The 26,030-nt window shown below is 45.8% G+C and carries 24 protein-coding genes; 13 read left to right on the top strand and 11 right to left on the bottom strand.

Annotated elements, in window-relative coordinates:
* The first annotated feature begins 9 nt into the window (after nt 1–9).
* The 6 genes from dnaE to AB4329_RS07190 all read left to right on the top strand — a co-directional run bounded on the left by dnaE (nt 10) and on the right by AB4329_RS07190 (nt 7,696).
* Entirely contained in the window at nt 10–3,489 is a 3,480-nt protein-coding gene (gene dnaE, locus AB4329_RS07215) for a DNA polymerase III subunit alpha (protein WP_372137941.1), read from the top strand.
* Between the two features lie 45 nt (nt 3,490–3,534).
* Nucleotides 3,535–4,494, top strand: coding sequence for an acetyl-CoA carboxylase carboxyl transferase subunit alpha (gene accA, locus AB4329_RS07210; RefSeq protein ID WP_017060731.1), 960 nt, complete (start codon nt 3,535–3,537; stop codon nt 4,492–4,494).
* Nucleotides 4,495–4,618: 124 nt separating this feature from the next.
* Nucleotides 4,619–5,953 (top strand): tRNA lysidine(34) synthetase TilS, encoded by a 1,335-nt coding sequence (tilS, locus tag AB4329_RS07205; protein WP_372098325.1) that lies wholly within the window; start codon nt 4,619–4,621, stop codon nt 5,951–5,953.
* Between the two features lie 46 nt (nt 5,954–5,999).
* The gene (locus tag AB4329_RS07200; protein WP_170791809.1) at nt 6,000–6,323 is read left to right on the top strand and encodes a cytochrome c; all 324 of its coding nucleotides are present in this window, start codon (nt 6,000–6,002) and stop codon (nt 6,321–6,323) included.
* A 130-nt stretch (nt 6,324–6,453) separates the two neighbouring features.
* Nucleotides 6,454–6,792 carry a nitrogen regulatory protein P-II gene (gene glnB / locus AB4329_RS07195; RefSeq protein WP_017063373.1) on the top strand — a complete coding sequence of 113 codons (339 nt, stop codon included), beginning with the start codon at nt 6,454–6,456 and terminating at the stop codon, nt 6,790–6,792.
* A 61-nt stretch (nt 6,793–6,853) separates the two neighbouring features.
* Complete coding sequence (locus AB4329_RS07190) at nt 6,854–7,696, top strand: endonuclease/exonuclease/phosphatase family protein (protein WP_372137940.1); 843 nt, start codon at nt 6,854–6,856, stop codon at nt 7,694–7,696.
* A gap of 106 nt (nt 7,697–7,802) precedes the next feature.
* Here the strand turns inward: AB4329_RS07190 and AB4329_RS07185 are convergent, their stop codons facing one another.
* The 3 genes from AB4329_RS07185 to gloB all read right to left on the bottom strand — a co-directional run bounded on the left by AB4329_RS07185 (nt 7,803) and on the right by gloB (nt 10,886).
* A complete protein-coding gene (locus AB4329_RS07185; RefSeq protein WP_017060727.1) occupies nt 7,803–8,489 on the bottom strand; it encodes a YIP1 family protein in 687 nt (228 codons plus the stop codon).
* Nucleotides 8,486–10,057 carry a LysM peptidoglycan-binding domain-containing protein gene (locus AB4329_RS07180; protein WP_372051870.1) on the bottom strand — a complete coding sequence of 524 codons (1,572 nt, stop codon included), beginning with the start codon at nt 10,055–10,057 and terminating at the stop codon, nt 8,486–8,488. The genes AB4329_RS07185 and AB4329_RS07180 overlap by 4 nt, the downstream gene beginning before the upstream one ends.
* A gap of 70 nt (nt 10,058–10,127) precedes the next feature.
* On the bottom strand, nt 10,128–10,886 hold the full coding sequence (gloB, locus tag AB4329_RS07175) for a hydroxyacylglutathione hydrolase (RefSeq protein WP_017060725.1): 759 nt from the start codon (nt 10,884–10,886) through the stop codon (nt 10,128–10,130).
* A gap of 53 nt (nt 10,887–10,939) precedes the next feature.
* On the opposite strand from gloB, the gene AB4329_RS07170 reads away from it, so the two are divergent.
* Nucleotides 10,940–11,722 carry a class I SAM-dependent methyltransferase gene (locus tag AB4329_RS07170; RefSeq protein ID WP_017060724.1) on the top strand — a complete coding sequence of 261 codons (783 nt, stop codon included), beginning with the start codon at nt 10,940–10,942 and terminating at the stop codon, nt 11,720–11,722.
* A 98-nt stretch (nt 11,723–11,820) separates the two neighbouring features.
* Here the strand turns inward: AB4329_RS07170 and rnhA are convergent, their stop codons facing one another.
* A complete protein-coding gene (rnhA, locus tag AB4329_RS07165) occupies nt 11,821–12,285 on the bottom strand; it encodes a ribonuclease HI (protein ID WP_017063376.1) in 465 nt (154 codons plus the stop codon).
* A 56-nt stretch (nt 12,286–12,341) separates the two neighbouring features.
* Between rnhA and dnaQ the strand changes: the two genes are divergently transcribed.
* Nucleotides 12,342–13,109 carry a DNA polymerase III subunit epsilon gene (gene dnaQ, locus AB4329_RS07160; protein ID WP_017060722.1) on the top strand — a complete coding sequence of 256 codons (768 nt, stop codon included), beginning with the start codon at nt 12,342–12,344 and terminating at the stop codon, nt 13,107–13,109.
* Nucleotides 13,110–13,118: 9 nt separating this feature from the next.
* A complete protein-coding gene (locus AB4329_RS07155) occupies nt 13,119–14,366 on the top strand; it encodes a TIGR03503 family protein (RefSeq protein WP_017069371.1) in 1,248 nt (415 codons plus the stop codon).
* A 128-nt stretch (nt 14,367–14,494) separates the two neighbouring features.
* Here the strand turns inward: AB4329_RS07155 and fadE are convergent, their stop codons facing one another.
* Nucleotides 14,495–16,960, bottom strand: coding sequence for an acyl-CoA dehydrogenase FadE (gene fadE / locus AB4329_RS07150; protein ID WP_029235127.1), 2,466 nt, complete (start codon nt 16,958–16,960; stop codon nt 14,495–14,497).
* Between the two features lie 329 nt (nt 16,961–17,289).
* Between fadE and lpcA the strand changes: the two genes are divergently transcribed.
* Together lpcA and AB4329_RS07140 are read left to right on the top strand one after the other, a co-directional pair.
* Nucleotides 17,290–17,865 carry a D-sedoheptulose 7-phosphate isomerase gene (gene lpcA, locus AB4329_RS07145; RefSeq protein WP_017063379.1) on the top strand — a complete coding sequence of 192 codons (576 nt, stop codon included), beginning with the start codon at nt 17,290–17,292 and terminating at the stop codon, nt 17,863–17,865.
* A gap of 67 nt (nt 17,866–17,932) precedes the next feature.
* Nucleotides 17,933–18,778, top strand: coding sequence for a class II glutamine amidotransferase (locus tag AB4329_RS07140; RefSeq protein WP_017063380.1), 846 nt, complete (start codon nt 17,933–17,935; stop codon nt 18,776–18,778).
* 116 nt (nt 18,779–18,894) lie between these two features.
* On the opposite strand, the gene purN is transcribed toward AB4329_RS07140, so the two are convergent.
* Together purN and purM are read right to left on the bottom strand one after the other, a co-directional pair.
* Nucleotides 18,895–19,569: a phosphoribosylglycinamide formyltransferase gene (purN, locus tag AB4329_RS07135; protein ID WP_017060717.1), complete on the bottom strand. Its 675-nt coding sequence runs from the start codon at nt 19,567–19,569 to the stop codon at nt 18,895–18,897.
* Between the two features lie 132 nt (nt 19,570–19,701).
* Nucleotides 19,702–20,742: a phosphoribosylformylglycinamidine cyclo-ligase gene (gene purM, locus AB4329_RS07130; RefSeq protein WP_008222945.1), complete on the bottom strand. Its 1,041-nt coding sequence runs from the start codon at nt 20,740–20,742 to the stop codon at nt 19,702–19,704.
* Nucleotides 20,743–20,911: 169 nt separating this feature from the next.
* Between purM and upp the strand changes: the two genes are divergently transcribed.
* A complete protein-coding gene (gene upp / locus AB4329_RS07125; RefSeq protein WP_017060716.1) occupies nt 20,912–21,538 on the top strand; it encodes a uracil phosphoribosyltransferase in 627 nt (208 codons plus the stop codon).
* A gap of 141 nt (nt 21,539–21,679) precedes the next feature.
* Here upp and AB4329_RS07120 read toward each other — a convergent pair whose 3' ends face one another.
* Entirely contained in the window at nt 21,680–22,918 is a 1,239-nt protein-coding gene (locus tag AB4329_RS07120) for a uracil-xanthine permease family protein (protein ID WP_017066555.1), read from the bottom strand.
* A gap of 278 nt (nt 22,919–23,196) precedes the next feature.
* Between AB4329_RS07120 and AB4329_RS07115 the strand changes: the two genes are divergently transcribed.
* Nucleotides 23,197–24,456, top strand: a complete 1,260-nt coding sequence (locus AB4329_RS07115; RefSeq protein ID WP_017060714.1) for a DUF2066 domain-containing protein — start codon at nt 23,197–23,199, stop codon at nt 24,454–24,456.
* Between the two features lie 110 nt (nt 24,457–24,566).
* On the opposite strand, the gene AB4329_RS07110 is transcribed toward AB4329_RS07115, so the two are convergent.
* The 3 genes from AB4329_RS07110 to arsC are packed head-to-tail and all read right to left on the bottom strand — an operon-like array spanning nt 24,567 to nt 25,951.
* Entirely contained in the window at nt 24,567–25,004 is a 438-nt protein-coding gene (locus AB4329_RS07110; RefSeq protein WP_017060713.1) for a DUF2069 domain-containing protein, read from the bottom strand.
* Nucleotides 25,001–25,594 carry an NAD(P)H:quinone oxidoreductase gene (gene wrbA / locus AB4329_RS07105; RefSeq protein WP_017066556.1) on the bottom strand — a complete coding sequence of 198 codons (594 nt, stop codon included), beginning with the start codon at nt 25,592–25,594 and terminating at the stop codon, nt 25,001–25,003. Before wrbA ends, AB4329_RS07110 begins: the two co-directional genes overlap by 4 nt.
* Nucleotides 25,595–25,600: 6 nt before the next feature.
* A complete protein-coding gene (gene arsC / locus AB4329_RS07100) occupies nt 25,601–25,951 on the bottom strand; it encodes an arsenate reductase (glutaredoxin) (RefSeq protein ID WP_017060711.1) in 351 nt (116 codons plus the stop codon).
* Nucleotides 25,952–26,030: the final 79 nt, after the last annotated feature.

The following is a 26,030-nucleotide window of genomic DNA, read 5'->3' as shown; positions in this document are numbered from 1 at the left end:
GGAAAAATAATGTCAGATCCAAAATTTGTTCACCTACGCGTACACAGTGATTTTTCGATGGTGGATGGCCTATCTAAGGTGCCACCATTAGTTAAAAAAGTCGCTGAAATGGGTATGCCTGCTCTAGCATTGACCGACTTTACTAACCTATGTGGCTTGGTGAAATTTTACGGTACTGCCCATGGGTGTGGGGTTAAGCCAATTATTGGTGCTGACTTCTTGATGCAGTCTCCGGATTTTGGCGATGAATTAACCAAGCTCACTGTTATTGCAACGAATAATAAAGGTTATAACAACCTAACATTATTGATTTCAAAAGCTTACCTTCGTGGTCATGTTCAACATCAGCCTGTTATTGATAAAGAGTGGCTGATTGAACATGCCGAAGGCCTGATTCTTCTATCGGGAGCAAAAGAGGGTGAGATTGGTAAGGCGTTGCTGAAAGGTAACCGTGACTTGGTTGCAAGCAGCGTCGAGTTTTACAAAACGTACTTCGCCGATCGTTTTTACTTGGAACTGATTCGTACCGGACGACCAGATGAAGAGTCATACTTACACTTTGCGTTAGAGCTTGCTGAACAGGAAGACCTGCCTGTTGTCGCAACCAACGAAGTGGTTTTTCTAACTGAAGACCTGTTTGATGCTCACGAAATCCGCGTGGCGATCCATGATGGTTTCACTATGGTCGATCCTCGTCGCCCTAAGAACTACAGCGCGCAGCAATATCTACGTAGTGAAGAAGAGATGTGTGAGCTGTTCTCAGACATTCCTGAAGCACTTGAGAACAGTGTTGAGATTGCTAAGCGTTGTAATGTAACGGTTCGTCTGGGCGAGTACTTCCTGCCTAACTTCCCAACGGAAGGTTTGGCGATTGAAGACTTCTTGATCAAGAAATCTGAAGAAGGCCTTGAGCGACGTCTAGCGTTCCTATTCCCAGATGAAAAAGTGCGTGCTGAGCGCAGACCGGAATACGATGAGCGACTCAAGATTGAGCTCGAAGTTGTTAACAACATGGGTTTCCCAGGTTACTTCTTGATCGTAATGGAGTTCATCCAGTGGTCAAAAGACAACGATGTGCCAGTAGGTCCTGGCCGTGGTTCTGGTGCCGGCTCTCTAGTCGCTTACGCCTTGGATATCACCGATCTCGATCCACTTGAATACGATCTACTTTTCGAACGTTTCTTGAACCCAGAACGTGTATCCATGCCCGATTTCGATATCGACTTCTGTATGGATAAGCGTGACCAAGTTATTGATCACGTGGCTGAAATGTACGGTCGTGATGCCGTTTCTCAGATCATCACCTTTGGTACCATGGCGGCAAAAGCGGTAATCCGCGATGTAGGCCGTGTATTGGGCCACCCGTTTGGTTTCGTCGATCGAATTTCAAAGCTTGTACCGCCAGACCCGGGTATGACGCTAGAGAAAGCATTCCTTGCTGAACCTGCATTGCCAGAGCTTTACGATGGCGATGAAGAAGTTCGTGAGCTGATTGATAAGTGTCGCATCCTTGAAGGTTGTACGCGAAATGCCGGTAAGCACGCAGGTGGTGTTGTTATCTCACCCACCACGATCACCGATTTTGCGCCAATCTATGCCGACGCAGAAGGTAACTTCCCAGTAACGCAGTTCGATAAGAATGACGTTGAAACGGCTGGCTTGGTTAAGTTCGACTTCTTGGGGCTGCGTACCCTGACCATCATCGACTGGGCGTTAGGCCTAGTGAATCCACGTTTGAAGAAAGAGGGGAAAGAACCGGTTCGTATCGAGTCGATTCCTCTTGATGACCAAGCGTCATTTAACCTATTACAAAATTCTGAAACCACCGCGGTATTCCAGCTGGAATCGCGTGGTATGAAAGACCTTATCAAACGTCTACAGCCCGACTGTTTTGAAGATATTATCGCATTGGTAGCCCTGTTCCGTCCGGGTCCTCTGCAATCAGGCATGGTAGATAACTTTATCGACCGTAAACACGGCCGTGAAGCGGTTTCTTACCCTGATGAAACGTGGCAACACGAATCGCTGAAAGAGACGCTAGAACCTACGTACGGCATCATCCTGTATCAAGAGCAGGTAATGCAAATCGCACAGATCCTTGCTGGCTATACGCTTGGTGGAGCGGATATGTTGCGTCGTGCGATGGGTAAGAAAAAGCCAGAAGAGATGGCAAAGCAGCGTGGTACCTTTAAAGAGGGTGCTGAAGCCAATGGTGTTGATGGCGAGCTGGCCATGAAGATCTTTGACTTGGTAGAGAAATTTGCGGGCTACGGCTTTAACAAATCTCACTCCGCAGCATATGCACTGGTTTCTTATCAAACGCTATGGCTGAAAACGCACTACCCAGCGGAATTTATGGCTGCGGTAATGACGGCAGATATGGATAACACCGAGAAGGTTATTGGCCTTGTTGATGAATGTTTCCGTATGAAGCTCAAGCTTTTACCACCAGATATCAACTCGGGTCTGTACCGCTTTAACGTGGATGAAGATGGCGCGATTGTTTATGGCATCGGTGCGATCAAAGGGGTCGGTGAAGGCCCTATTGAAGCGATTATTGAAGCGCGAAATAAAGGTGGTTACTTTAAAGACTTATTCGACTTCTGTGCACGTCTTGATCTGAAGAAGGTTAATAAACGTGTTATCGAAAAGTTGATTCTATCCGGAGCCTTAGATAGATTAGGTCCTCACCGAGCGGCGATGATGGCATCTTTGAAAGATGCGGTGAAGGCAGCGAGTCAACATCACCATGCCGAGTCTTTTGGTCAATCTGATATGTTTGGCGTGTTGACCGACGCTCCGGAAGAGGTTGAACACAAGTATACCCAAGTGCCTAAATGGCCTGAGAAGATTTGGCTTGAGGGTGAACGTGAAACGCTTGGTTTGTATTTAACGGGTCACCCGGTTAACGCTTACATCAAAGAGTTAGCGAAATACACTAGCTGTCGTTTGAAAGATGCCACGCCAACGCGTCGTGACCAATCACTAACAATTGCAGGCTTGGTGATTGCTGCGAGAGTGATGACGACGAAGCGCGGCACGCGAATTGGTTTGATGACACTTGATGACCGTTCGGGCCGAATGGAAGTGATGTTGTTCTCGGATGCGCTCGATCGCTACGCAGAATTGCTCGAAAAAGACAAAATTGTGGTCGTTTCCGGACAGGTCAGCTTTGATGATTTCAATGGCGGGCTTAAAATGTCCGCGCGCGAGGTCATGGACTTAGGAAGCGCCCGTGAGAAATATGCTCGTGGGGTGTCGATATCTATCGACCAATCCCAAATTAACGGTCAATTTTTTGAACGCTTTAGTCAAATCTTAGAACCTTATAGAGCCGGAACGGTCCCAGTCAATGTATACTACCAGCGTGCCGACGCTAGAGCGCGGTTAACATTGGGCACAGAATGGCGCGTGACGCCAAGTGATACATTACTAGACGAATTAAAACAGCTGCTTGGAAATAGCCAAGTAGAACTCGAATTTAACTAAAATTTAGCTTCGCGAATGCGGAGCTGAATCAACAAGGATTCATAGATGAGCCTGAACTTTCTAGAATTTGAAAAGCCTATCGCTGAACTTGAAGCAAAAATCGAAGCGCTACGTGACGTTTCGCGTCACGGTGGTGACACAGCGGTAGATCTAGACAAAGAAATCGAACAACTAGAGAAAAAAAGCTTAGAGCTTAAACAGAAAATCTTTAGTGACTTAGGTGCATGGCAGGTAGCTCAACTTGCTCGTCACCCTCAACGTCCTTACACCAAAGATTACCTGGAGCATGCATTCACAGAGTTTGAAGAGATGGCGGGCGATCGCGCTTACGCTGACGACAAAGCTATTGTGGGTGGTATGGCTCGTCTAAATGGCCGTCCTGTTATGGTTATTGGTCACCAGAAAGGTCGTGAGACTAAAGAGAAAGTGATCCGTAACTTTGGTATGCCAAAGCCAGAAGGTTACCGTAAGGCGCTACGTCTAATGGAAACTGCTGAGCGTTTCAACATGCCTATTATTACTTTCATCGACACAGCGGGCGCATACCCAGGTGTTGGTGCTGAAGAGCGTGGTCAATCTGAAGCTATCGCTAAAAACCTAAAAGTGATGGCTGGCCTTTCAGTTCCTGTTATCTGTAACGTTGTGGGTGAAGGCGGTTCTGGTGGCGCACTAGCGATTGGTGTTGGTGACTACGTGAACATGCTTCAGTACTCTACGTACTCAGTAATCTCTCCAGAAGGTTGTGCTTCAATCTTATGGCGCGATTCAGATAAAGCACCACAAGCAGCTGAAGCGATGGGCCTGATTGCTCCTCGTCTTAAAGAGCTTGAGCTTATCGACGAAATCATTCCTGAGCCTCTAGGTGGCGCGCACCGCGACCCTGCACAAACCGCTCAAAACATGAAAGACATGTTAGTTAAACAGCTAGAAGAGCTAGAGCAGTTTGATAACGAAACGCTGCTTGAGCGTCGTTACCAGCGTCTAATGAGCTACGGCTACTGCTGATAACTTGCCTTAGCGATAAGGCTAGCTATACGAACAAATGATGAAAGGGTTGGACTCAGTGCCACCCCTTTTTTATTATTAAAACATTATCCCTTAACACACGATCTCTTGGTTTATTAGCCTCATGACACACTTAATTGATACCTTCACATCTGTACTTGATCAAAGCGCGCTTAAGCCTTGTCGGTTGATCGTCGCTTTCAGTGGTGGTGTTGATTCACGAGTGTTGTTGGAGTTGGCTGCCCAATTCGCTAAGTCCCATCACATCGATTGCTGTGCGGTACATGTTCACCACGGCTTAAGCAACAATGCTGATTATTGGGCAGAGCAGTGCAAAACATGGTGTGATGCTGTGTCGGTATCCTTGTTCATTGAACGAGTCTCGCTAGATATTAGCCGTGGAGAAAGCGTTGAAAAGCTGGCTCGAGACGCGCGATACCAAGCCCTTAAAAAGCATATTAGACAAGGTGATGTGTTAGTGACAGGCCAGCACATCGATGACCAAGTCGAGACCTTCTTGTTAGCTCTTAAGCGTGGCAGTGGTCCGAAAGGGCTCTCTTCAATGGCGAAAGTGATGCCATTTTCAGGTGCTCATATCGTTCGCCCACTGCTGTCGGTGACGAGAACGGATATTGAAGGGGCGGCGCGCGATATGGCTTTAACTTGGATAGAAGATGAGAGTAATCAAGACGTTCGCTTTGACCGTAATTTTATTCGTCATCAAGTCACTCCGACACTGACCGAGCGTTGGCCTAGTTTTCGAGAATCGGTCAGTCGTAGTGCTCAGCTATGTGCAGAGCAAGAGTTACTGTTGGATGAGTTGTTAGAATCTCACTTACAACAAGCTTTGACTGAGAAGCACAGCTTAAGTATTGAGGTATTATCTCAGCACTCTGATTTACTGCGTGCACGCTTATTAAGAATGTGGCTGAGCCGCTGTAATCAACCGATGCCGAGCCAAAAGCAGCTCAAACTTATATGGGATGAGGTGGCATGTGCTCAGGCAGACGCCAACCCTAAGCTGGTGTTGAATGAGGTTGAGGTTAGACGTTTTAATCATCAGCTCTATGTCGTCAAAGAGACCAAAGACTTGTCGAACTGGCAAAGTGATATCTCGATGGAAGAGAGCTTAGTTTTGCCTGACGGTTTAGGGGAACTACACTTAACTTCAGCGGCGAGTGATGGTGTATCTAACCACTGTGATGCGCAACATTTTAGTCTCAACACAACGAGAGGAACACTGCGAGTGATATTTAACCCTGAGGGATTGTCAGCACACCCTGTTGGGCGCGGTCATAGCAGGAAGCTTAAGAAGTTGTTTCAAGAGTACCAAGTACCCAGTTGGTTAAGACGCAGAACGCCGATATTAATGGATGGCGATCGAGTGATCGCTGTTTTAGGCTTATTCGTAGATAAAAACTACGAAGGTCAAGATTGTGAAGCGCTTTGGAGCAAGTAGAAAAAGTTTATGTCACAATTCACCGTCACTTTAATAAAAATAATTAATGGAATATGCAATGAAGAAAATTACACTAGGATTAGTTCTTGGATTTGGACTATTGAGTGGTAACGCTCTGGCGGCTGATGTTGCTGCGGGTCAAGCTAAAGCAGCAATCTGTGCGGCATGTCATGGTGCAGACGGTATCGCAGTGATCCCTGGCTATCCAAACCTTAAAGGTCAAAACGAGCAATACATCGCTTCATCAATTAAGGCCTATAAGAATGGCCAGCGCACCGGCGGTTTGGCCGCTGTAATGCAGGCTCAAGCTTCAATGCTGAGTGATGAAGACATCGCGAATCTAGCCGCTTACTACGCAAGCCTTAAGTAAAACCTTCTCAAAGCGCTGATTAAACAAGATGATAAATTTCGAGCCAGAGCTTTAAAGCTCTGGCTTTTTTCATTGAATGTTTACTATAGCTAACCGATAATGAGCCATTCGCACAGTTTAAGGGATGAACATGAAAAAGATTGAAGCCATTATCAAGCCATTCAAACTTGATGATGTACGTGAAGCACTTGCAGAAGTGGGTATTACGGGTATGACAGTATCTGAAGTTAAAGGCTTTGGACGTCAAAAAGGTCATACTGAGCTATACCGCGGCGCAGAGTACATGGTCGACTTTTTACCTAAAGTGAAACTAGAAATCGTTGTGACCGACGAAGTGGCTGACCAATGTGTTGATACCATCATTGAGACGGCTCAAACAGGTAAAATTGGTGACGGTAAGATCTTCATTACTGAAGTTGAACGTGTGGTACGTATTCGTACTGGCGAAGAAGACGAAGACGCCGTATAAAAAAACTATTACCCTAAAAGGAGCGTTTATCGCTCCTTTTTCATCTCTGGTAGGGTGCTGTATGTTTAAGAAAACCATCATTGTTATCACGTTATTGATAACGCTTGCTGTCGTTAGTTTTCATTTTATCTTCGTGATCCCGAATAAACCCAACCTGATCATTTTCTCTCAAAGTACCAGTAACGACATCTACAGTTGCTACCAAAACTCTGCACCGAAAGCGATTGATGTGTCTGATGGCTTAGACATTACGGTGTGGAATATCTACAAGCAAAACCGAAATAATTGGCAGAGTGAGTTAAATAAGCTGTCGGCAGGTAGCGATTTAGTCTTGCTGCAAGAAGCTAGTATGACAGAAGGACTTCGCCAATGGGTAATGAGCGGACAGTGGGGAAGCACACGTGTTAATGCGTTTGAGGCCTTTGAGCAAAGTGCTGGGGTACTCAACCTAGCAACCCATTTACCGATTGAAGCGTGTGCTTATACTCATGAAGAACCTTGGCTTCAACTGCCTAAATCGGCGCTTTGGTCGCGTTACCAACTAAACAATGGCGAAGAGCTGGCTGTGATTAATATCCACGCTGTGAACTTTACCTTTGGTACGGAAGATTACGAGGCTCAGCTCAAGAGCTTAACTGACAATCTGCAAAAGTATCGTGGGCCGGTTATTTTTGCTGGGGACTTTAATAGCTGGAGTGAAGCTCGCTTTGCTGTATTGAAAGATGCGTTGGAGAAGGTTGGTTTGACGGAAGTTGCCTTTGAGCCAGATAACAGAACTCAGTTCATTACAGGACTGGTGCTCGACCATGTGTTCTATCGAGGGCTAGAGGTAGAAAAAGCAAAAGCGCCCATTACGGACGCTTCTGATCATAACCCTATGCGAGTGACCTTTAAGGCTAAATAGTGATTAGCTATTAGTCATTGGAACTTAACCATTCGCACGGTGGTTACCTTGGGAAATCTAACGGAACAATAGGCTAGAGAGTCTTCGCTAGCCTTATCTCTTCTACTTAAAAGATTAAAATGTAGAGCGCCCAGATTAGGTAGTAGCCAACCCATGGTAAGCCTGAAATCACAAGCGCTTGCCCGCGTTCAAACTCAGTCCACGTTAATACCGCAGCATAACCTAGCACGATGTACCATGGCAGAAGCAGTGGTAATGAGCTAGCAAACTGTGACCAATCATTAGTTAGCGGTAACTTGATCAAGCCATTTAAGCTGTTCAAGTCGGCAGCGTAGTTCATCACATGTCCATGCTTGAGTATCAGGCTTGCGTAGCTTGCTACATCACCTAAAACAGCTGGGAATATAACAACCGATGCCGCTGCAAACCATCGCCAAAAGCTGTGCTGATGTTGGCTTGGCTTGGTTGCTAGGTTAAACCAGAATGCCAATAGAACGATGGTTAATGTTCGGCCAAATACGTCGCTGATGATTTCACTTGCGAGTAAGGTATTGCTGTCAAGTAACGCCAATTGGTCAGGGTTCGTTTGAGCCAGTTGCTGCGAGAGCTCTGCACTTAACCATGCAAAATCTACATTCGAAAAATAAGCACCCCAAAACAAAAATGGGCTGAGCATTAATACGACGTAGGGTTGCCATCCCCAAGCACTTCGTTGATAAAGCGCTAAGAAACAAGCTGTTGGCGAACGGAATATATCCAACAGCATGACGAGTGGGTTACTTGACGGGTTCATACACTTACCTTAGTTACATCAACATACAGCTTCAGTTTTTGTCCTGGCTGTAGGTATTTTTTGTTCTGCAAAGTGTTCCATTTTACAACATCTGTACTTTTTACTTTGAACTTTGATGCAATACCGCTGACTGTGTCACCTGATCTTACGTTATAAAAGATCGTACGGATGATGGCGCCGTCTGAGCCGTTCTTCCAAATGACCAGTTCTTGACCAACTCTAAGCGTGTCGCGTGGTCCCATGCCATTCCACTTAGCCAGTGATTGATGAGAGACCTTATTTGCGCGTGCAATCGTCCATAGGCTGTCACCACTTCTTACAGTATGGCTGAGCTTATATTGACCACGACTCTTCGACTGTGTGCTTGCTAGGCGGTTTGAGGCGCTTAGGGCGTATGTCTTGTCGTCTTTGGTGGATGTTGGGATAAGTAAGTGCTGGCCAATACGAATATTGTTGTTGCTCAAACCGTTTGCAGAGCGGATCACTTTGCTGGTGGTGTTATATTTGCTTGCCAGTACGCTAATGCTGTCACCAGATTGAACCTTGTAACGCACCAACTTCATGCCTTTGCCTTTATTGGCAGCGACTTCTTTGTTGAATTTCTCAACTGAATCTAAAGGAAGTAATAGTTGTTGGTGTTTCTCTGGTGCCGTTGCCCATTGGTTGTAAGCCGGGTTGTAACCTTGAAGTTCTTTGACAGGAATGCCTGCGTAGTTCGCAGCAATGGCTAAATCAAGCTGTTCTTCAGGGTTAACCAGAGTCAGCACTGGCTTATTCGGGATCGCCGGAATATCGATGCCATACTTTTCTTGGTTGGCAATGACATCTGCTAGAGCAAGCAGTTTAGGTACATAGCTGCTGGTCTCTTTTGGTAAGTCCAAAGAGAAAAAGTCGATTGGCTTGCCAAGCTTCTTGTTCTTGCGGATTGCGCTGTTTACTCGACCACCACCACTGTTATAGGCAGCAATCGCATGATTCCAGTCGCCATCGAAACGTCGGTTAAGATCTGAGAGGAAGTCCAATGCGGCGTCGGTAGAGGCGGCAACATCGCGGCGGCCGTCATACCAAAAGTTCTGTTCAAGCCCGTAGTCTTTGCCAGTGCCTGAAATGAATTGCCATAGACCAGCAGCACTGCCATGAGAGTAGGCAAACGCATCGAAAGAGCTTTCTACAACGGGTAGTAGTGCCAATTCTAGTGGTAAGCCTTTTTCTTCAATCTTAGTCGTGATCAGATACAAGAAAGGTTCAGCACGCTTTGATACTGTTTTTAGATGACTCGGGTGCTTGAGATACCAGGTTCGGTAGTAGTCGACTTTCTTTTGGTCTGGCACTTCCATTTCAAGTTGCATCGCAATGCGTTTCCAAACATCTTCTTGTGTTTGTGGAGTAACGACTGGAGCTTCAACTTTTGGTTCTTCTTTGGTCGCTTCTGATGAAACGTTCGCTTGAGAAACTTCTTTAGTAGGAGATGTGTTGGTTTGCTCGGAAGCTTGGTCTGGATTCTCTGACTGAGTTAATTGGCAACCAGAAAGTAGTAATACCAAAGCCCAGCTGTACTTAACTCGCATGTTACAGCCTTTTTAATTAACGGCCGATGATAATACTTGCCACCCCCTATGAGTGACAAGTCTGTATTTGTTAAAATTCGTTCTTCCACGCACGTAAAGCGGTGAATACCGATAAAGGATCGGTCTGCTCGGTGCGATTAGACACTGATTTCACTACACTTGGCTCGGTATAGCGCAGGAAGGGGTTCACAAACTTCTCTTGTCTCAAATTTGTGGGGATGGTCGACTTATTTTGAGCGCGAAGTCGGTTCACTTGGTCGCGATATTGCTGCAAATGTTGGTTGTCAGGCTCTACGGCTAATGCGAAAGCGATATTGGCTGCAGTGTACTCATGTGCACAATAAACTTCGGTTTCTTGAGGCAGAGCCGTGATCTTATTCAGTGCATCGAACATCTGTTGTGGTGTGCCTTCCATGATTCGGCCACAGCCCGCAGAGAACAACACATCACCACAAAACAGTTTGGCATCGCCCACATAACCAATATGACCCGCAGTATGGCCACTGAGCCCTAGGACGAGGAATACTTCGCCAAACAGTTCTAATTGATCACCATCATCGACCGGATGAGTTAAGGTAGGGATAGGTTCATTCCTTGGACCGACAACATCCACGCCGGGAAATTGTCTAACGAGTTCTGGAACACCACCAATGTGATCGTGGTGGTGGTGTGTAATCAAGATTGCATCTAAAGTTAGCTCATGGTGTGCCAAGTACTCTAATACTGGAGCCGCATCACCAGGGTCGACGACAGCACAACGGCGATCGCTATTTTGAATCAGCCAGATGTAATTGTCGTTAAATGCAGGTATGCTTTTGATATGTAACATTATTGGTTCTCCAGTCACTATTAGTGCGACAGAATAAGTGAGACAGATTATTGATGAAGCCAGCACGTAGCAGAAAGAAGTTTGAACGTCCTTACACTTGGGCGCAATTGCACAATGGGGACTGGTTGAGAGAATCTATTCAAACTCGACTCGATGAGTGGTGCCCAAAGCTATTTGGTTACCATATGCTCAAGCTCGGTGGCCTCAGTAGTGAGATTTCTAGCTGCACATGCAACATTCAACATCAAGTAAACCTAGATATCCAGAACCCATTACATAATGTGATAGCGGATGGCTATAATTTACCCTTTTTGGAGAAAAGCTTTGATGTTGTAGTACTGAGTCATCAGCTAGATTATAGCAATGACCCGCATCGCTTATTGAGAGAAGTCGATCGAGTGATGATGGACGATGGCTATATCATTATCACGGGCTTCAACCCAATCAGTGTCACTGGGCTTGCCAGTTTGATGCCTTGGCGAAAGAACAGCTTGCCTTGGAGTGGGCGTATGTACACGCCAAGTCGAATTAAAGACTGGTTAGGTGTACTTAACTATGAAGTAATTCATTGTGACACCTACGCGCTGTTTCCGATGAGTAAGTATCAAGCGATGTGGACGTGGTTGGAGAACAGCTTAGGTGGTTGTGCATCCTTCGCCGGAAGCCAATACTTTATTGTTGCTCGTAAGCGTACTTACCCGCTAAAACCCATCAAACCACATTGGCACCTTAAGCGACGTTTCTCGCCTGTTGGGGCAAGTTTTAGAACCAATACGCGCCGTACAATGGATTCAGCCAAAGCGTCATATCCGCTAAAAACAGAAAAAGCCGATTAGTTGTCGGCTTTTCATCTATCAATTCGATTGAGAAATTGTCAATTAGTTTAAGAAATTATAAATCGCTTTCTGAAATGTGCGTCTAATTAAAAAGACGATTAGCTTGGTTGATAGCCCGTATCTTCTAGAGTCGGATTCTCCGCTGCATTTCGCGCTAAATCATCACACATTTCGTTTTCTCTGTGTCCGGCGTGTCCTTTTACCCAGCGCCAATCAACGTTATGGCGAGCGGTTTCTTTATCGAGCCTTTGCCACAGATCGGCATTTTTAACCGGTTTCTTGTCGGCTGTTTTCCAGTCACGCTTTTTCCAGTTATGAATCCACTGTGTGATGCCTTGACGCACGTATTGGCTATCTGTGGTCAGAATCACAGAGCAAGGTTCTTTGAGGGTTTGCAGAGCCACGACAGCGGCGAGCATTTCCATACGGTTATTGGTTGTTAGCGTGAAACCTTCTGCTAGCGTCTTCTCGACTTTTTTGTAGCGAAGTACGATGCCATAGCCGCCGGGACCAGGGTTGCCTAAACAAGAACCATCAGTGAAAATTTCAACTTGTTTCGTCATGATTTGATACTATTACCTCAAGCACATTATCGGCATAGTCTGACACAGTTATCCTTATGAATACCAGTAGCACTCCAGAACAAAGCACGAACGAAAAAAACAGTTCGAACGAAAATAAGCGCATTGTTGTACTCGATACCGAAACCACCGGTATGAATACAGAAGGTGGCCCTCACTATATGGGTCACCGCATCGTTGAAATTGGTGCAGTAGAGATCATCAACCGTAGGCTGACCGGGCGTCATTTCCACGTCTACATCAAGCCCGATCGTGCGATTCAAGAAGAGGCGATTGGCGTTCACGGTATTACCGATGAATTCTTGATTGATAAGCCTGAATACCAAGACATTCATAAAGAGTTTCTCGACTTTATCAAAGGTGCGGAGCTGGTGGCTCATAACGCGCCCTTCGATACGGGCTTCATGGACTATGAGTTTGAGAAGCTCAACCCAGCGATAGGTAAAACGGATGACTACTGTAAAGTTACCGATACCTTGGCAATGGCGAAGAAGATATTCCCAGGTAAAAGAAACAACCTAGATATCTTATGTGACCGTTACGGTATCGATAACTCGCACCGTACTCTCCACGGCGCATTGCTCGATGCGGAGATCCTAGCCGACGTCTACTTATTGATGACGGGTGGTCAAACTTCGCTGCAATTTAACGCTGGTCAACAGGAAGGTGAAGCCGAAAGCATACGAAGAGTAGAAAGTGGTCGAAAATCCCTAAAGGTTTTACGAGCTACGGCCGATGAAGTAGAAGCGCATCAAAGTCGTTTAGATCTCGTCGAGAAAAGCGGAAGCTGCCTCTGGCGTCAGTAGGGAGAAAGTATGTTAAGGGTATTGGCTACCGGTTGCTTATTGCTGTTAAGTTTTGGCTTACATGCAGCAACAGAATCCGTTATGAGTTTATTGGACAACCGTTTTAGAGTTGATCCCAGTATTGAACAAGTCACCTTTGTGATTTATCGAGCCGATAACTCTAAACCTGTCGTTTTGGTTCGCCCTGATGGCAAGAAATACTACTCTTGGCGCAATGCTGATAATGTCCGTTGGTACGAAGAATCGTCCATGGACATTATCTCTATCGACAATCCGATGCCCGGCCCTTGGCAAGCGATAGGTAAAGTTTCCCCTAAGAACAATATCAAGCTGCTGTCTCATCTTGTTTTGGATGCTAATGAGTTCCCAGATAAGTTGTATCAAACAGAGCGCATCAAATTTACCGCTCGACTGACTTCTGATGGCAAGCCGCTGGTGCTGCGCGATTTTCTCGATCGCGTGAAGCTTAAGGTTACCTTTACTAAGTTTGTTGAAAACGAAGAGTCTTTGGTGAGAGAAGCGCGCCCGGTGCCGGTTGTGATGGGCGAGTTTGCCGATGATGGCGCTGATCTTGATGAAAAGGCCGGAGATGGTGTGTTCACTGTCTCTTTGCCAATTGATATCGAGCCCGGTAAATACCGAGCGCGTATTACCTCTGGTAATGGCGTGTTCCTGCGAGCGCAAGAGCAAGAAGTCTTGGTTTACCCAACACCGATCACTAGCACCTTCATTCAATCACGAAAAGAGGGTTTACCTCATACTATTGTGGTGTCTGGTGAACAGGGGATGATCGCACCGAGCTCGTTAGCGGTTCATGTTGAGCACAAGGCTCCTGATGAATATGTGATGTACAAGCAGGGGCAAGCTGAAGTCGACGCAATGAAAGTCGCTTTAGAGGTGCCTTATAATGGCGATTTAGGAATTTATAATTGGTCAGGGATGGTTTATGCCACTGATGCTTCAAGTCAGCGCCCGCTGATTTTTCCAATTACCGAGCAGTCGTACAGCGTTGTTGAAGATATCGACTTAGCAGAGTCACGACGTCTTCAAGAAGAAGCTCTTGCTGAACAGAAGCGTATCGCAACAGAGTTGATGATCCTTCAAAAACGTGAAGATGACAGACAGCGCAGTATGATCATTATTGCGGTGGGTAATGTGGTCGCTATTCTATTGGGCTTATTGATTTGGTTTGTGGTTCGTAAGGTCAAGGCGAAGAAAAAAGCGTTACCTGAGATGCAGCTCAAGGCGCCCAAGTAACTCGCTTAGATGATTAGATTGTCTAGAGAGAATAAGCTGCTAGATAAAGCATTGGAATTTGTGGCAACGAAATCATGAACAAAAAAACGGGACTCATAGTAGTCCCGTTTTTGTTTCTTTTTCTGGCCTTAAGCGACGTTATCAATCGATTGGTCTGGGTACTGAGATTTTGCTGCAAGCTCCTCTGGTGAGAAGTCATCCACGTTAATCGTGTACAGTCTATGTTCCTCAGCGCTAATCAGAAGATTTGCTTCGTCTTGCGTTAAGATACCTTTCTCAAGTCCCAACTGAGCAACAAGATCAAGTCGTAAGAAGGCACGTTTTTGATGTGTCTCTTTGCAGACTTTGTCGAACAGAGGTTCAGCTTGAAGAATCACTTCTAGCGCTTTTTCAATCTTACCTACTGGGTTGTATTCCGTCGCTTCTAGGTATTGGCCGCGACCTATACGAGAGCGTGTTTCGCTTGGTGTTTGTAGAATGTGCGCAACTTTGCTATCGAGCTTGTCGTTTGGAGCACGACGGATACGACCAAATGGCATTAGCACAACACGAAGCAGACGACCAATCACAGGGTTAGGGAAGTTCGCTAAGAATTCATCAATCGCCACTTCAGTCTGACGTAAGCTATCTTGCATCCCCCAATGTACTAACGGTAGATCTTCAGCGTGGCTGCCTTCACTTTCAAAGCGCTTCAACGTTGCTGAACCGAGGTAAAGTTGACTTAAGATATCACCCAGTCTTGCTGATAAACGTTCTCTACGCTTCAGTGATCCGCCTAGAACTGCCATTGAAATATCAGACAGTAGCGCTAGGTTTGCACTGTAGCGGTTTAGCTGTTGGTAGTAACGCTGTGTCTGTTTATCTGTTTTATTTGAAGGTGTTGGCGCATCAGAACCACGACCATCGGTTAAACCAAACCACAAGCTGCGGACTAGGTTGCTCATCGTAAAGCTAACGTGCCCTGCTAACGCTGAATCAAACTTATCAAGCGCATCGCTGCTTTCAGAATAAGCCGCTTCCATTTCGTTCAGTACGTAAGGGTGACAGCGAATCGCACCTTGACCATAGATGATCATTGAACGAGTCAGGATGTTTGCGCCTTCAACCGTAATCGCGATAGGCGAGCCTTGGTAGCCACGAGCTAGGAAGTTCGATGGGCCTAAACAAATGCCTTTACCACCGACGATATCCATCGCATCAATGATGCTGCGCTGGCCACGGTGAGTACAGTGGTACTTAACGATTGCAGAGATAACCGAAGGCTTTTCACCAAGGTCGATGCCCGCAACGGTTAGGTTACTTGCAGCGTCCATTACATAAGCGTTACCTGCAAGGCGTGCAAGTGGCTCTTCAACCCCTTCCATGCGGCCAATAGGCTGTTTGAACTGACGGCGGATACGAGCGTAAGCGCCAGTTGCAAGCGCGGCAGACTTAATGCCACCGGTTGAGTTTGAAGGTAGTGTGATACCACGACCAACCGACAGACACTCAACCAGCATACGCCAGCCTTGACCGGCCATTTTCTGGCCACCAATGATGAAATCGATAGGGACGAAGATATCGTCGCCTTGCGTCGGGCCATTTTGGAAAGGTACGTTTAGTGGGAAGTGGCGGTTGCCAATCTCTACGCCTTTTAAATCCGTTGGGATAAGCGCACAAGTGATACCAAGATCTTTTTGGTCACCAAGCAGGCCATCCGGGTCACGAAGTTTAAAAGCTAAGCCTAATACCGTCGCGACAGGCGCGAGAGTGATGTAACGCTTGTTCCAAGTTAGGCGCATGCCGAGTACTTCTTCGCCTTGCCAGTCGCCTTTACAAACCACACCGTAATCTGGAATAGAGCCAGCGTCTGAGCCAGCTTCTGGGCTAGTTAGTGCGAAACAAGGGATCTCTTTACCTTCCGCTAGGCGAGGCAGGTAGTGGTTTCTTTGTTCTTCTGTACCGTAGTGTTGTAAAAGCTCACCAGGGCCTAATGAGTTAGGTACGCCAACCGTCGATGACAATACACTAGAAACGCCTGTTAGCTTCTGTAGAACCAAAGATTGAGCGTAAGCTGAGAACTCTAAGCCGCCGTATTTTTTCTTGATGATCATGGCGAAGAATTTATGGTCTTTCAGGTATTGCCATACTTCTGGTGGCAAATCAGCAAGCTCATGAGTGACTTGGTAATCATTGACCATTTCACACACGATATTTACTGGACCATCTAAAAACGCTTGCTCAGCTTCAGAGAGTTTCGGGTCAGCAATGTTCTGAAGTTTCTTCCATTCAGGTTTGCCTTTGAACAGCTCTGCTTCCCACCATACTGTGCCGGCTTCTAGTGCTTCTTTTTCTGTCTGAGACATCGCCGGTAGAACTTTCTTAAATAAAGAGAGTGCTTTTTGGCTGATCAGTGTCTGACGAATGGTCGGTACAGCAAAGATCGCAACGGCTAATAGATAGCAAAGCCAGCCGGTAACAGCCACGCCGCCAAGCAGTGTTAATGCTACCATTGCGCCGGTTAATACAACTAATGCACGTACCAGACTAACTCTATGGTAAAGACAGACGCCTAAGATGGCGGTCATGCCGAGTAGGGAGAGCAATATGTTCATGATCGATTTCCTTTTCAGAGATCACTTATTGTTATTAAGTTTTAGGTAAGAGGTCTAACCAGTCAAGTGTAAACAAAATATTAAATATTTGTAAAACTCCAAGGTGAGTAAAAAGTGATCTCAATAGAGTTAAAGTTCTAATTGTGAGAGGTTGGTGGCGAATATTTGGACGGATTTACAACGACAAGTTAATTAAGGTGGCAATCTTTGGGCTTAAGTGTCGACACTATTTCATGTTTGTGGGTAAACTCAGCTATAAAGAGGGGAAAACCCTCAGTTCTCATTTCACGCACTTTAAGCTGCGTCAAAAAAAATAAGAGATAAGTCTTATGTACCAAGACCTAATCAAAAGTGAATTAAACGAAGCTGCTGACGTTCTGAATAAGTTCCTGAGTGATGACCATAACATCGCTCAAATTGAAGCGGCGGCAAAACTGATTGCTGACTCATTCAAGCAAGAGGGCAAAGTGCTTTCTTGTGGCAACGGTGGTTCACACTGTGATGCAATGCACTTCGCGGAAGAGCTTACAGGCCGATACCGTGAAAACCGTCCAGGTTACGCTGGCATTGCGATTTCAGACCCTAGCCACTTATCTTGTGTGAGTAATGATTTTGGCTACGACCACGTATTTTCTCGTTATGTAGAAGCGGTAGGTCGTAAAGGTGATGTGTTGTTCGGTCTGTCGACTTCAGGTAACTCTGCCAATATTCTAAAAGCGATTGAAGCGGCTCAAGCGAAAGGCATGAAGACGATTGCATTGACGGGTAAAGATGGCGGTAAAATGGCGGGTTGTGCGGATATCGAAATCCGAGTACCACACTTTGGCTACGCAGATCGCATCCAAGAGATTCACATTAAGATCATCCACATTGTGATTCAGCTTGTCGAAAAAGAGATGGAATAATAGTTTTACAGACATTTGGAGCCCAGCTTTTTGGCTCCATTGGTTTTAATAGGGAGTAGATTAAACCATGTGTGAATTGCTCGGTATGAGCGCGAATGTGCCAACTGATATTTGTTTTAGCTTTACTGGTCTTATGCAGCGTGGAGGCAACACTGGCCCGCATCGTGATGGCTGGGGTATTACCTTTTATGAGGGAAAGGGTTTTCGTACCTTCAAAGATCCGAATCCGAGCTGTGAATCTAAGATCGCTGAGTTGGTTCAAAACTACCCAATTAAAAGCCAAGCTGTTGTCAGTCATATCCGTCAAGCCAACCGTGGTGGCGTTAATCTAGAAAATACACACCCTTTTACCCGTGAGCTTTGGGGGCGATATTGGACCTTTGCTCACAATGGTCAATTATCAGATTACGATGATCTGGTGAGTGGGCGTTTTAGACCTGTCGGCGAAACGGACAGTGAGCTCTCTTTTTGTTGGCTACTGAAACAACTAGAAGAACGTTTTCCTGAACCACCTCAAGACATGGAAGGCATGTTTCGTTTCGTGGCTGAGTGTTGTGACAAGCTACGCGAGAAAGGCGTATTTAACATGTTATTGAGTGATGGTGAGTATGTGATGACTTACTGTACTAACCATTTGTACTGGATAACCAGACGCGCACCTTTTGGTAATGCGAGCCTGATTGATGAAGATGTTGAGATAAACTTCCAAGAAGAGACTACGCCAAATGATGTGGTGACGGTGGTAGCAACTCAACCTCTTACGGACAATGAACAGTGGTTTAGAATGAAGCCGGGCGAATACGCACTGTTTCATTTTGGTGAGCTGATTGGCAACAACCATCAAGCGTTAGAAGATGTTGCTTATGCGCCGAAAAAGGTAGCGAGCCAAGCACCGACAGAGCCATTAAGCTAATGCTGTAGATCGTATTGCTTGAACCCGAACAAACGAAGGCCGCTTACTGCACTAACCAGTCAGTAAGCGGCCTTTTTGTTTTTCAGCAATTTGTTGTCTGAGAGTCGTTTGACGAATTACTCTTCTGCGTAACCGTGTTTACCTAATGCTTTACCGTCTAACACAGCCTGTCCATTGACCATTGATAAACGGTCTTCCGCGAACCACTTGCAGACCATAGGGTAAATGCAGTGTTCTTGAGTCAGCACTCGGCTTGCCAACATATCAGCATCATCATCTTCAAATACCGGCACCTTAGCTTGCAAGATCACAGGGCCGCCATCGAGCTCCTCGGTAACAAAGTGGACGCTAGTACCGTGTTCTTTGTCTTGCGCATCAATGGCACGCTGGTGGGTGTGTAGGCCTGGGTATTTCGGCAACAGAGAAGGGTGGATGTTGACCATTTTCCCTGCATAGTGACGAACAAACTCTGAACTCAGGATTCGCATGTAGCCAGCGAGTACGATTAAATCTGGCTGGTAAGCATCGATCTGAACCATCAATTCATGGTCAAACTCTTCACGTGAACCAAAGTCTTTTGGATTCACTGAATGAGCGTCAACACCTGCGGTTTTCGCTCGTTCTAATCCAAAAGCCTCTGCTTTGTTTGAGAAGACAGCTTTAACCGATGCATCAATCATATCGCTATCGCAGGCATCTAAAATAGCCTGTAAGTTACTTCCGCTTCCTGAAACTAACACAACGATGTTTTTCTGAGAGTGACTGGTTTTATTTGAGTGATTGTTTTTCATAGAGTGGGTCATACGATTGATTAACTGAATTGTTTACAATGTACCTACATAAACTAAGGTTTTCTGCGGGCTAAATAGCAAAATGAGGACCATTAGGTCCTCATTGATTAACTAAGTAAGTGAGCGTATCACTTATTTAATTTCAACTTGCTCTTCGCCAGCTTCAGCGTTTGCGATCTCACCGATAACCCAAGCGTTTTCGCCTTCAGCTTTCAGTAGTTCAACAGCAGCGTCTGCTTGATCTTTAGGTAGAGCAACAACTAGGCCTACACCACAGTTGAAAGTGCGGTACATTTCAAATGTTTCCACGTTACCTTTCTCTTGTAGCCAGTTGAAGATAGCAGGCCATTCCCAGCTCTTGCCATCAATGACTGCTTTAGTGCCTTCAGGAAGTACGCGTGGGATATTTTCCCAGAAACCACCACCTGTGATGTGCGAGATAGCATGAATGTCATGCTCAGCAATCATCTTAAGTGCCGATTTGATGTAAATCTTAGTAGGTTCTAGTAGGTGCTCACCGATAGTGCGACCTTCTAGTTCTTCACTCTTATCAGCACCAGAAACTTCTAGAACTTTACGAATTAAAGAGTAACCGTTTGAGTGTGGACCACTTGAACCAACAGCGATAAGTGCGTCGCCTGCTGCTACTTTAGTGCCGTCAATGATGTCCGCTTTTTCTACAACACCAACACAGAAACCAGCTACGTCGTAGTCGTCGCCTTCGTACATGCCTGGCATTTCAGCCGTTTCACCACCGATTAGTGCACAACCAGCTTGAACACAACCTTCAGCGATACCAGAAACAACGTCTGCTGCTGTATCTACATCTAGCTTACCTGTTGCGTAGTAGTCTAGGAAGAATAGCGGCTCACCACCTTGAACGATTAGGTCGTTCACACACATTGCCACTAGGTCGATACCAATGGTGTCGTGTTTTTTCAGATCCAAAGCAAGGCGAAGTTTAGTACCAACACCATCAGTACCTGAAACAAGTACCGGCTCTTTGTATTTCGTTGGAAGTTCACATAGGGCGCCAAAGCCACCAATACCGCCCATTACTTCAGGGCGACGAGTGCGTTTAACAGCACCTTTAATACGGTCTACTAGTGCATTACCTGCGTCGATATCAACACCAGCGTCTTTGTAGCTTAGAGAAGAAGTATTACCACTCACGGGATAGTCCTCGAACTTAAGTTGGATGTGAAAACGGCGCTATTCTAACAGGGCTTGATTACCAAGAGCAAACGTTTGCGCGGTTTTTTTTATTAGAATAAAGATTCTGAAATAACCTTAGAGTTCGTGTATAATCTACAGGTTTGTTTAAATATTGCCGGAGTTGGAAATGAAAGTTGTTGAAGTGAAACACCCGCTAGTAAAACATAAAATTGGCCTGATGCGTGAAGGTGAGATTAGCACTAAGCGTTTTCGTGAGCTAGCGACAGAAGTGGGTAGCCTTCTAACATACGAAGCGACATCAGACTTTGAAACTGAGCGTGTGACGATTAACGGTTGGAACGGTCCAGTAGAAGTTGACCAAATTAAAGGTAAAAAAGTAACGGTAGTGCCAATCCTACGTGCTGGTCTAGGCATGATGGACGGCGTTCTTGAGCACATCCCAAGTGCACGTATCAGCGTTGTTGGTATTTACCGTGATGAAGAAACACTTGAGCCAGTACCATACTTCAACAAGCTTGCATCTAACATCGACGAGCGTATTGCTCTAGTGGTAGACCCAATGCTTGCGACAGGTGGTTCTATGATCGCGACTATCGACCTAATGAAAGAGAAAGGTTGTAAGCACTTTAAGATTCTTGTGCTTGTTGCTGCTCCTGAAGGTATCGCTGCTCTAGAAAAAGCGCACCCAGATGTTGAGCTTTACACGGCTGCAATCGATGAGAAGCTAAACGACAAGGGCTACATTGTTCCTGGTCTTGGCGATGCTGGCGATAAGATCTTCGGTACTAAGTAATTCGGTTTCAGCTTAAGTGACTCTAAACAGTTTCTTAACTCGCTGAATTAACCGTATTAATAAAAAGGGAGAGCATTCGATGCTCTCCCTTTTTTGATCTTGTTAGGTTGTGATTCTTTGGAATCTAGCCTTACCGACTCATTAATCGATTTGAGCTTTATCTACCACAGTGTTGTCACCTAGCTCTTCTGGAAGTACTAGGTTAAGTAGAATCGCAACGATACCGCACAAGCTTACGCCCTGTAGGCTAAAGTCACCGATACCAAAGGCCATGCCGCCAATACCAAAGACTAAAGTAATGCCCACAATCACAAGGTTACGTGATTTGTGTAGGTCAACATTGTTTTTGATTAGCGTGTTAAGACCCACTGTTGCGATAGAGCCAAACAGAAGAATCATGATACCGCCCATCACTGGAACCGGAATGGTTTGCAGTAATGCGCCTAGCTTACCAACCAATGCAAGAACGATAGCGGTTACTGCAGCCCAAGTCATGATTACAGGGTTAAATGCTTTGGTAAGCATTACTGCGCCTGTTACTTCACTGTAAGTTGTGTTTGGTGGAGCGCCCAGCATAGAAGCAGCTATTGTTGCCACGCCGTCACCTGTGATTGTGCGGTGCAGGCCAGGTTTCTTAAGGTAGTCTTTACCCGTCACGTTAGAAATCGCCAGCATGTCACCTACATGCTCAACGGCTGGGGCAATCGCGACAAACACCATGAAGAAGATAGCGTTGATGTTGAACTCCGGCATGGTGAAGTTTGGTAGTGCTAACCACGATGCTTGCGCTACTGGAGTGAAGTCTACCGCGCCGTATACCAAGCTGGTGATGTAACCCGCAACAATACCACCGAAGATTGGCAGTAGCTTAAGGAAGCCTTTTGAAAACACACTGATGACAATCGTCACTAACAGTGAAATTGAAGAGATCCACAGGGCAGCGTCTGCATCAACAAGCTGAACCGCACCATCGCCTGTCTTACCTAGCGCCATGTTAACCGCAACAGGCGCAAGGCCTAAACCGATAACCATGATCACAGGGCCAACCACTACAGGTGGAAGCAGTTTATGGATGAAGCCAACGCCACGAACTTTAATTAACGCGCCCATCAATACATACACAACACCTGCCGCCATTAGGCCACCCATGGTTGCGCCAACGCCCCATGTTTGAATACCAAACATGATAGGCGCGATGAAAGCAAAAGAAGATGCTAAGAAGATTGGCACTGAACGGCGTGTAATAAGTTGGAATAAAAGGGTACCGATACCTGCGCCAAACAGTGCAACGTTGGGATCGAGTCCAGTCAGTAGTGGCACTAATACAAGCGCACCAAATGCTACAAACAGCATTTGCGCACCTTGCAGAGCATTTTTCATGTTATGTCCTTAAAAATGGTCGTTATATGAAAAGCGAAAAATAAAATTCGCGGGATTCTATCACTTGGCAATCGATTGCTACACCAAATAGATCAAATTTATTTATCTTAGTGATGTTTTATATCCATCTAAGCCCTAGAAATTCAGTTTATAAGTGAGCGATTTATCATGGCCAGGTGATATTTTGTGGTTATTAAACACAGTGGGCGCTATCGACCTTGCCCCTCAATCCATAGTTGCTTATCATCTAGGCACAAGATTTGAATATTAGGATCAGTATGCGCTACATAGCATTGTTGTTGATGGGACTATTAGCCTCTCCGAGTTATGCCTTAACTCAAGTAGATATCTTTAGTGCTGAAGTTGCGATTAACGCTGAAGACAAACAGCCAGAACAAGTGGCAAGAAATACAGGTATGGAGCAGGTATTGATACGTGCGACTGGCCAAACTGATGTCGCTTCGAATGAGACGATTCAAAAGGCGATGCGCAAGAGTTCGCAGTACATGTCTCAAATGAGTTTTGGCGAAAGCAATGACCAATCAACATTGCGTATGCGTTTTAACGGTGCTCAAATCCGTTCTCTGTTGACTCAAGCACAGTTACCTTACTGGCCTGACACGCGTTCAAACATCCTTGTTTGGCTTGTGGAAGAGGACAACTACGACAAGAACATCGTATGGGAACACTCTAACTCACAGTTAGCAGCTAGCTTACAAGCGAACGCAAAAGAGCGTGGCTTGCCTCTAACGCTGCCTGTGGGTGACTTTGACGATATTACGGGTATTGCGACTTCTGATTTGTGGGGTAGCTTTGTTACGCCAATCAGTAAAGCGAGTCAGCGTTATCCTGTTGATGCTGTGTTGGTGATAAAGGCTCAATCTTCAGGCCTACGTTGGGCTCTATACGATCAAAAGCCAAGTCAATTGACGAGTGCACCAACATCGCCTGTAAGTGGTTCACTATCGGGTAACAGCGACACGACTTCTAAGAAGTTAGTTGACCAAATCAGTAACTACTACGCAGGCAAAAGTGCTGTGACGGTAGCGAGTGAGTCATCAGAATCGATTTTAACGCAGTTTATTAGCCTGAATAATGCTCAAGACTTCTTCCAGTTAGAGAACGCACTTAAGCGTCTAAACTCGGTGGCAAGCCTAGATATTCTGAAGATTCAGAACAACGAAGTCACTTTCCGAATTCACTTATTGTCGACTCAACAAGAGTTTGAGCAAGAAGTAGCAAGTATTCGACAAGTCGCGAAGGTTGAAGAATCTTACATTGAGCCTGAAGTGAGCCCTGAATTTGAAACTCAAGACAACACAATGTCTGTAGGTGATGATTCAACAGACGCTGCTGAAGTCGTTGGTGACGAAACTGACTCAGGCGTACAAGTGATTAAGGGCAACGAGGTATCTGAGGATGCTGAGCTAACGAATACGCCTGACGCAACGTTAGAGGATTCTAGTACAGAAGATCTAACCATCACTGCGCCAGTACATGCTAAGCCAAGCTTGGTATACGAGTGGGTTCGCTCATAATTGTCAGCTGACATGACTGATTGAAATGAAAACTTGAAAAAAGCCCTGCAAGAGCAATCTCGCAGGGCTTTTTGTTTGTAAGCGGTCAGTTTAAAAGCATGGGCTTAATATTATTGCTCGAACTTAGCTTTTTCTCTCTTTTCTACTTCAGAAAGACGCTTCAACTTGATGCCTAACTCTTTGGCTCTAAAGCGAGTAAATAAGATATTGCCCGCGAAACCTAGAGTCGTCAGAAGCAGTTCTACAGCCGCTAATAAACGTTCACCATCGTCTACATACAAGATAGTTAATGCGTGTAGGAAATAGAGCATCAAGACGAAATTTGCCCATGCGTGCGTATAAGGTTTTCCTGCTAAAATGCCCGGTAATGGCAATAACAGCGGGATAGCCCAAGCAATCGCCAGTGTGACATTACTGAGATGAGGGTGCGGTGAAAGCGTCATCTGCCAAGCCACCACCCAGAATAAAAGCGACAAGTTGCCCGCTAAAGCAAGGTAGCGAAATAGCTTGGTTTTGGGAGACATAGCCTTCTCTGGCATATACATCATTGAGAAATTCCCTTCTGATTTATTGCGATGCGCGCTAGGCGTTTACCTAGGTTTTGCGCCAACTCAATCTCTTCTTTGCTAAGTGAAGCGCTCTCTCCAGTACTGCTTGCACCATAAGGCGTACCACCAGTTTGAGTGGTGTGCAGCGCCGGTTCTGAGTAGGGGATGCCCACGACTAACATGCCGTGATGAAGCAGGGGCAACATCATGCTTTGTTGTGTTGTCTCTTGACCACCATGCAATGATGAAGAAGAGGTAAATACGCAAGCTGGCTTATCGATGAGATCACCATTGATCCACATTGATGTCGTGCTATCCCAAAAGTGCTTCATTGGCCCGGCCATGTTACCAAACCAAACCGGACTGCCTAGCGCCAAACCATCACAAGATCGAAGTTCTTGTAACGAGGCAATAGGATCGGTTGGTTGATAACGCGAATCAGGCTGCTCTTCTACTGTGTACACGTCGTTCACCGTCCTTAGCATAGCTTCGCAGTTCGGGATGGATTCAACCCCTCGTGCAATCTGCCTTGCTAGAGCTTGTGTGTTGCCGTGGCGACTGTAATAAAGAACAAGAATGTTAATGCTCATATTGGATTACAGAATCTCTAGCACTTGCTCTGGTGGACGACCAATTTTTGCTTTGTTGTTCGCGACAACGACTGGGCGCTCAAACAGTTTTGGATTGGTTGCCATCGCGGCGAAAAGATCTTCATCAGTAACTGAAGCATCGCCAAGGTTTGCTTCTTTGTAGTCCGCTTCTTTGGTGCGCATCATGTCGCGAACACTGTCAAAACCAAGCTGAGTGAACAGTACTTTCAGCTGTTCAACTGTTAACGGAGTCTCCAGGTATTTGATGACCTCTGGCTGTACGCCGTTTTCCTGAAGCACTTCTAGAGTTTGACGGCTCTTTGAGCAGCGTGGGTTATGATAAATCACGACGGACATGGTTCTTCCTCATTATTATTTTTGATTTAATTGTTCAGTTGAAGCAATTGTTCAGTTGAAGCCACTTGAGTGGCTTCTT

The sequence above is a fragment of the Vibrio sp. 10N.261.54.A5 genome (assembly GCF_041471145.1).
GTDB classification, from domain to species: Bacteria; Pseudomonadota; Gammaproteobacteria; order Enterobacterales; family Vibrionaceae; genus Vibrio; species Vibrio crassostreae_C.
The sequence above is the reverse complement of the archived record's forward strand: the minus strand, read 5'-3'. Positions and strand labels throughout refer to the sequence as shown.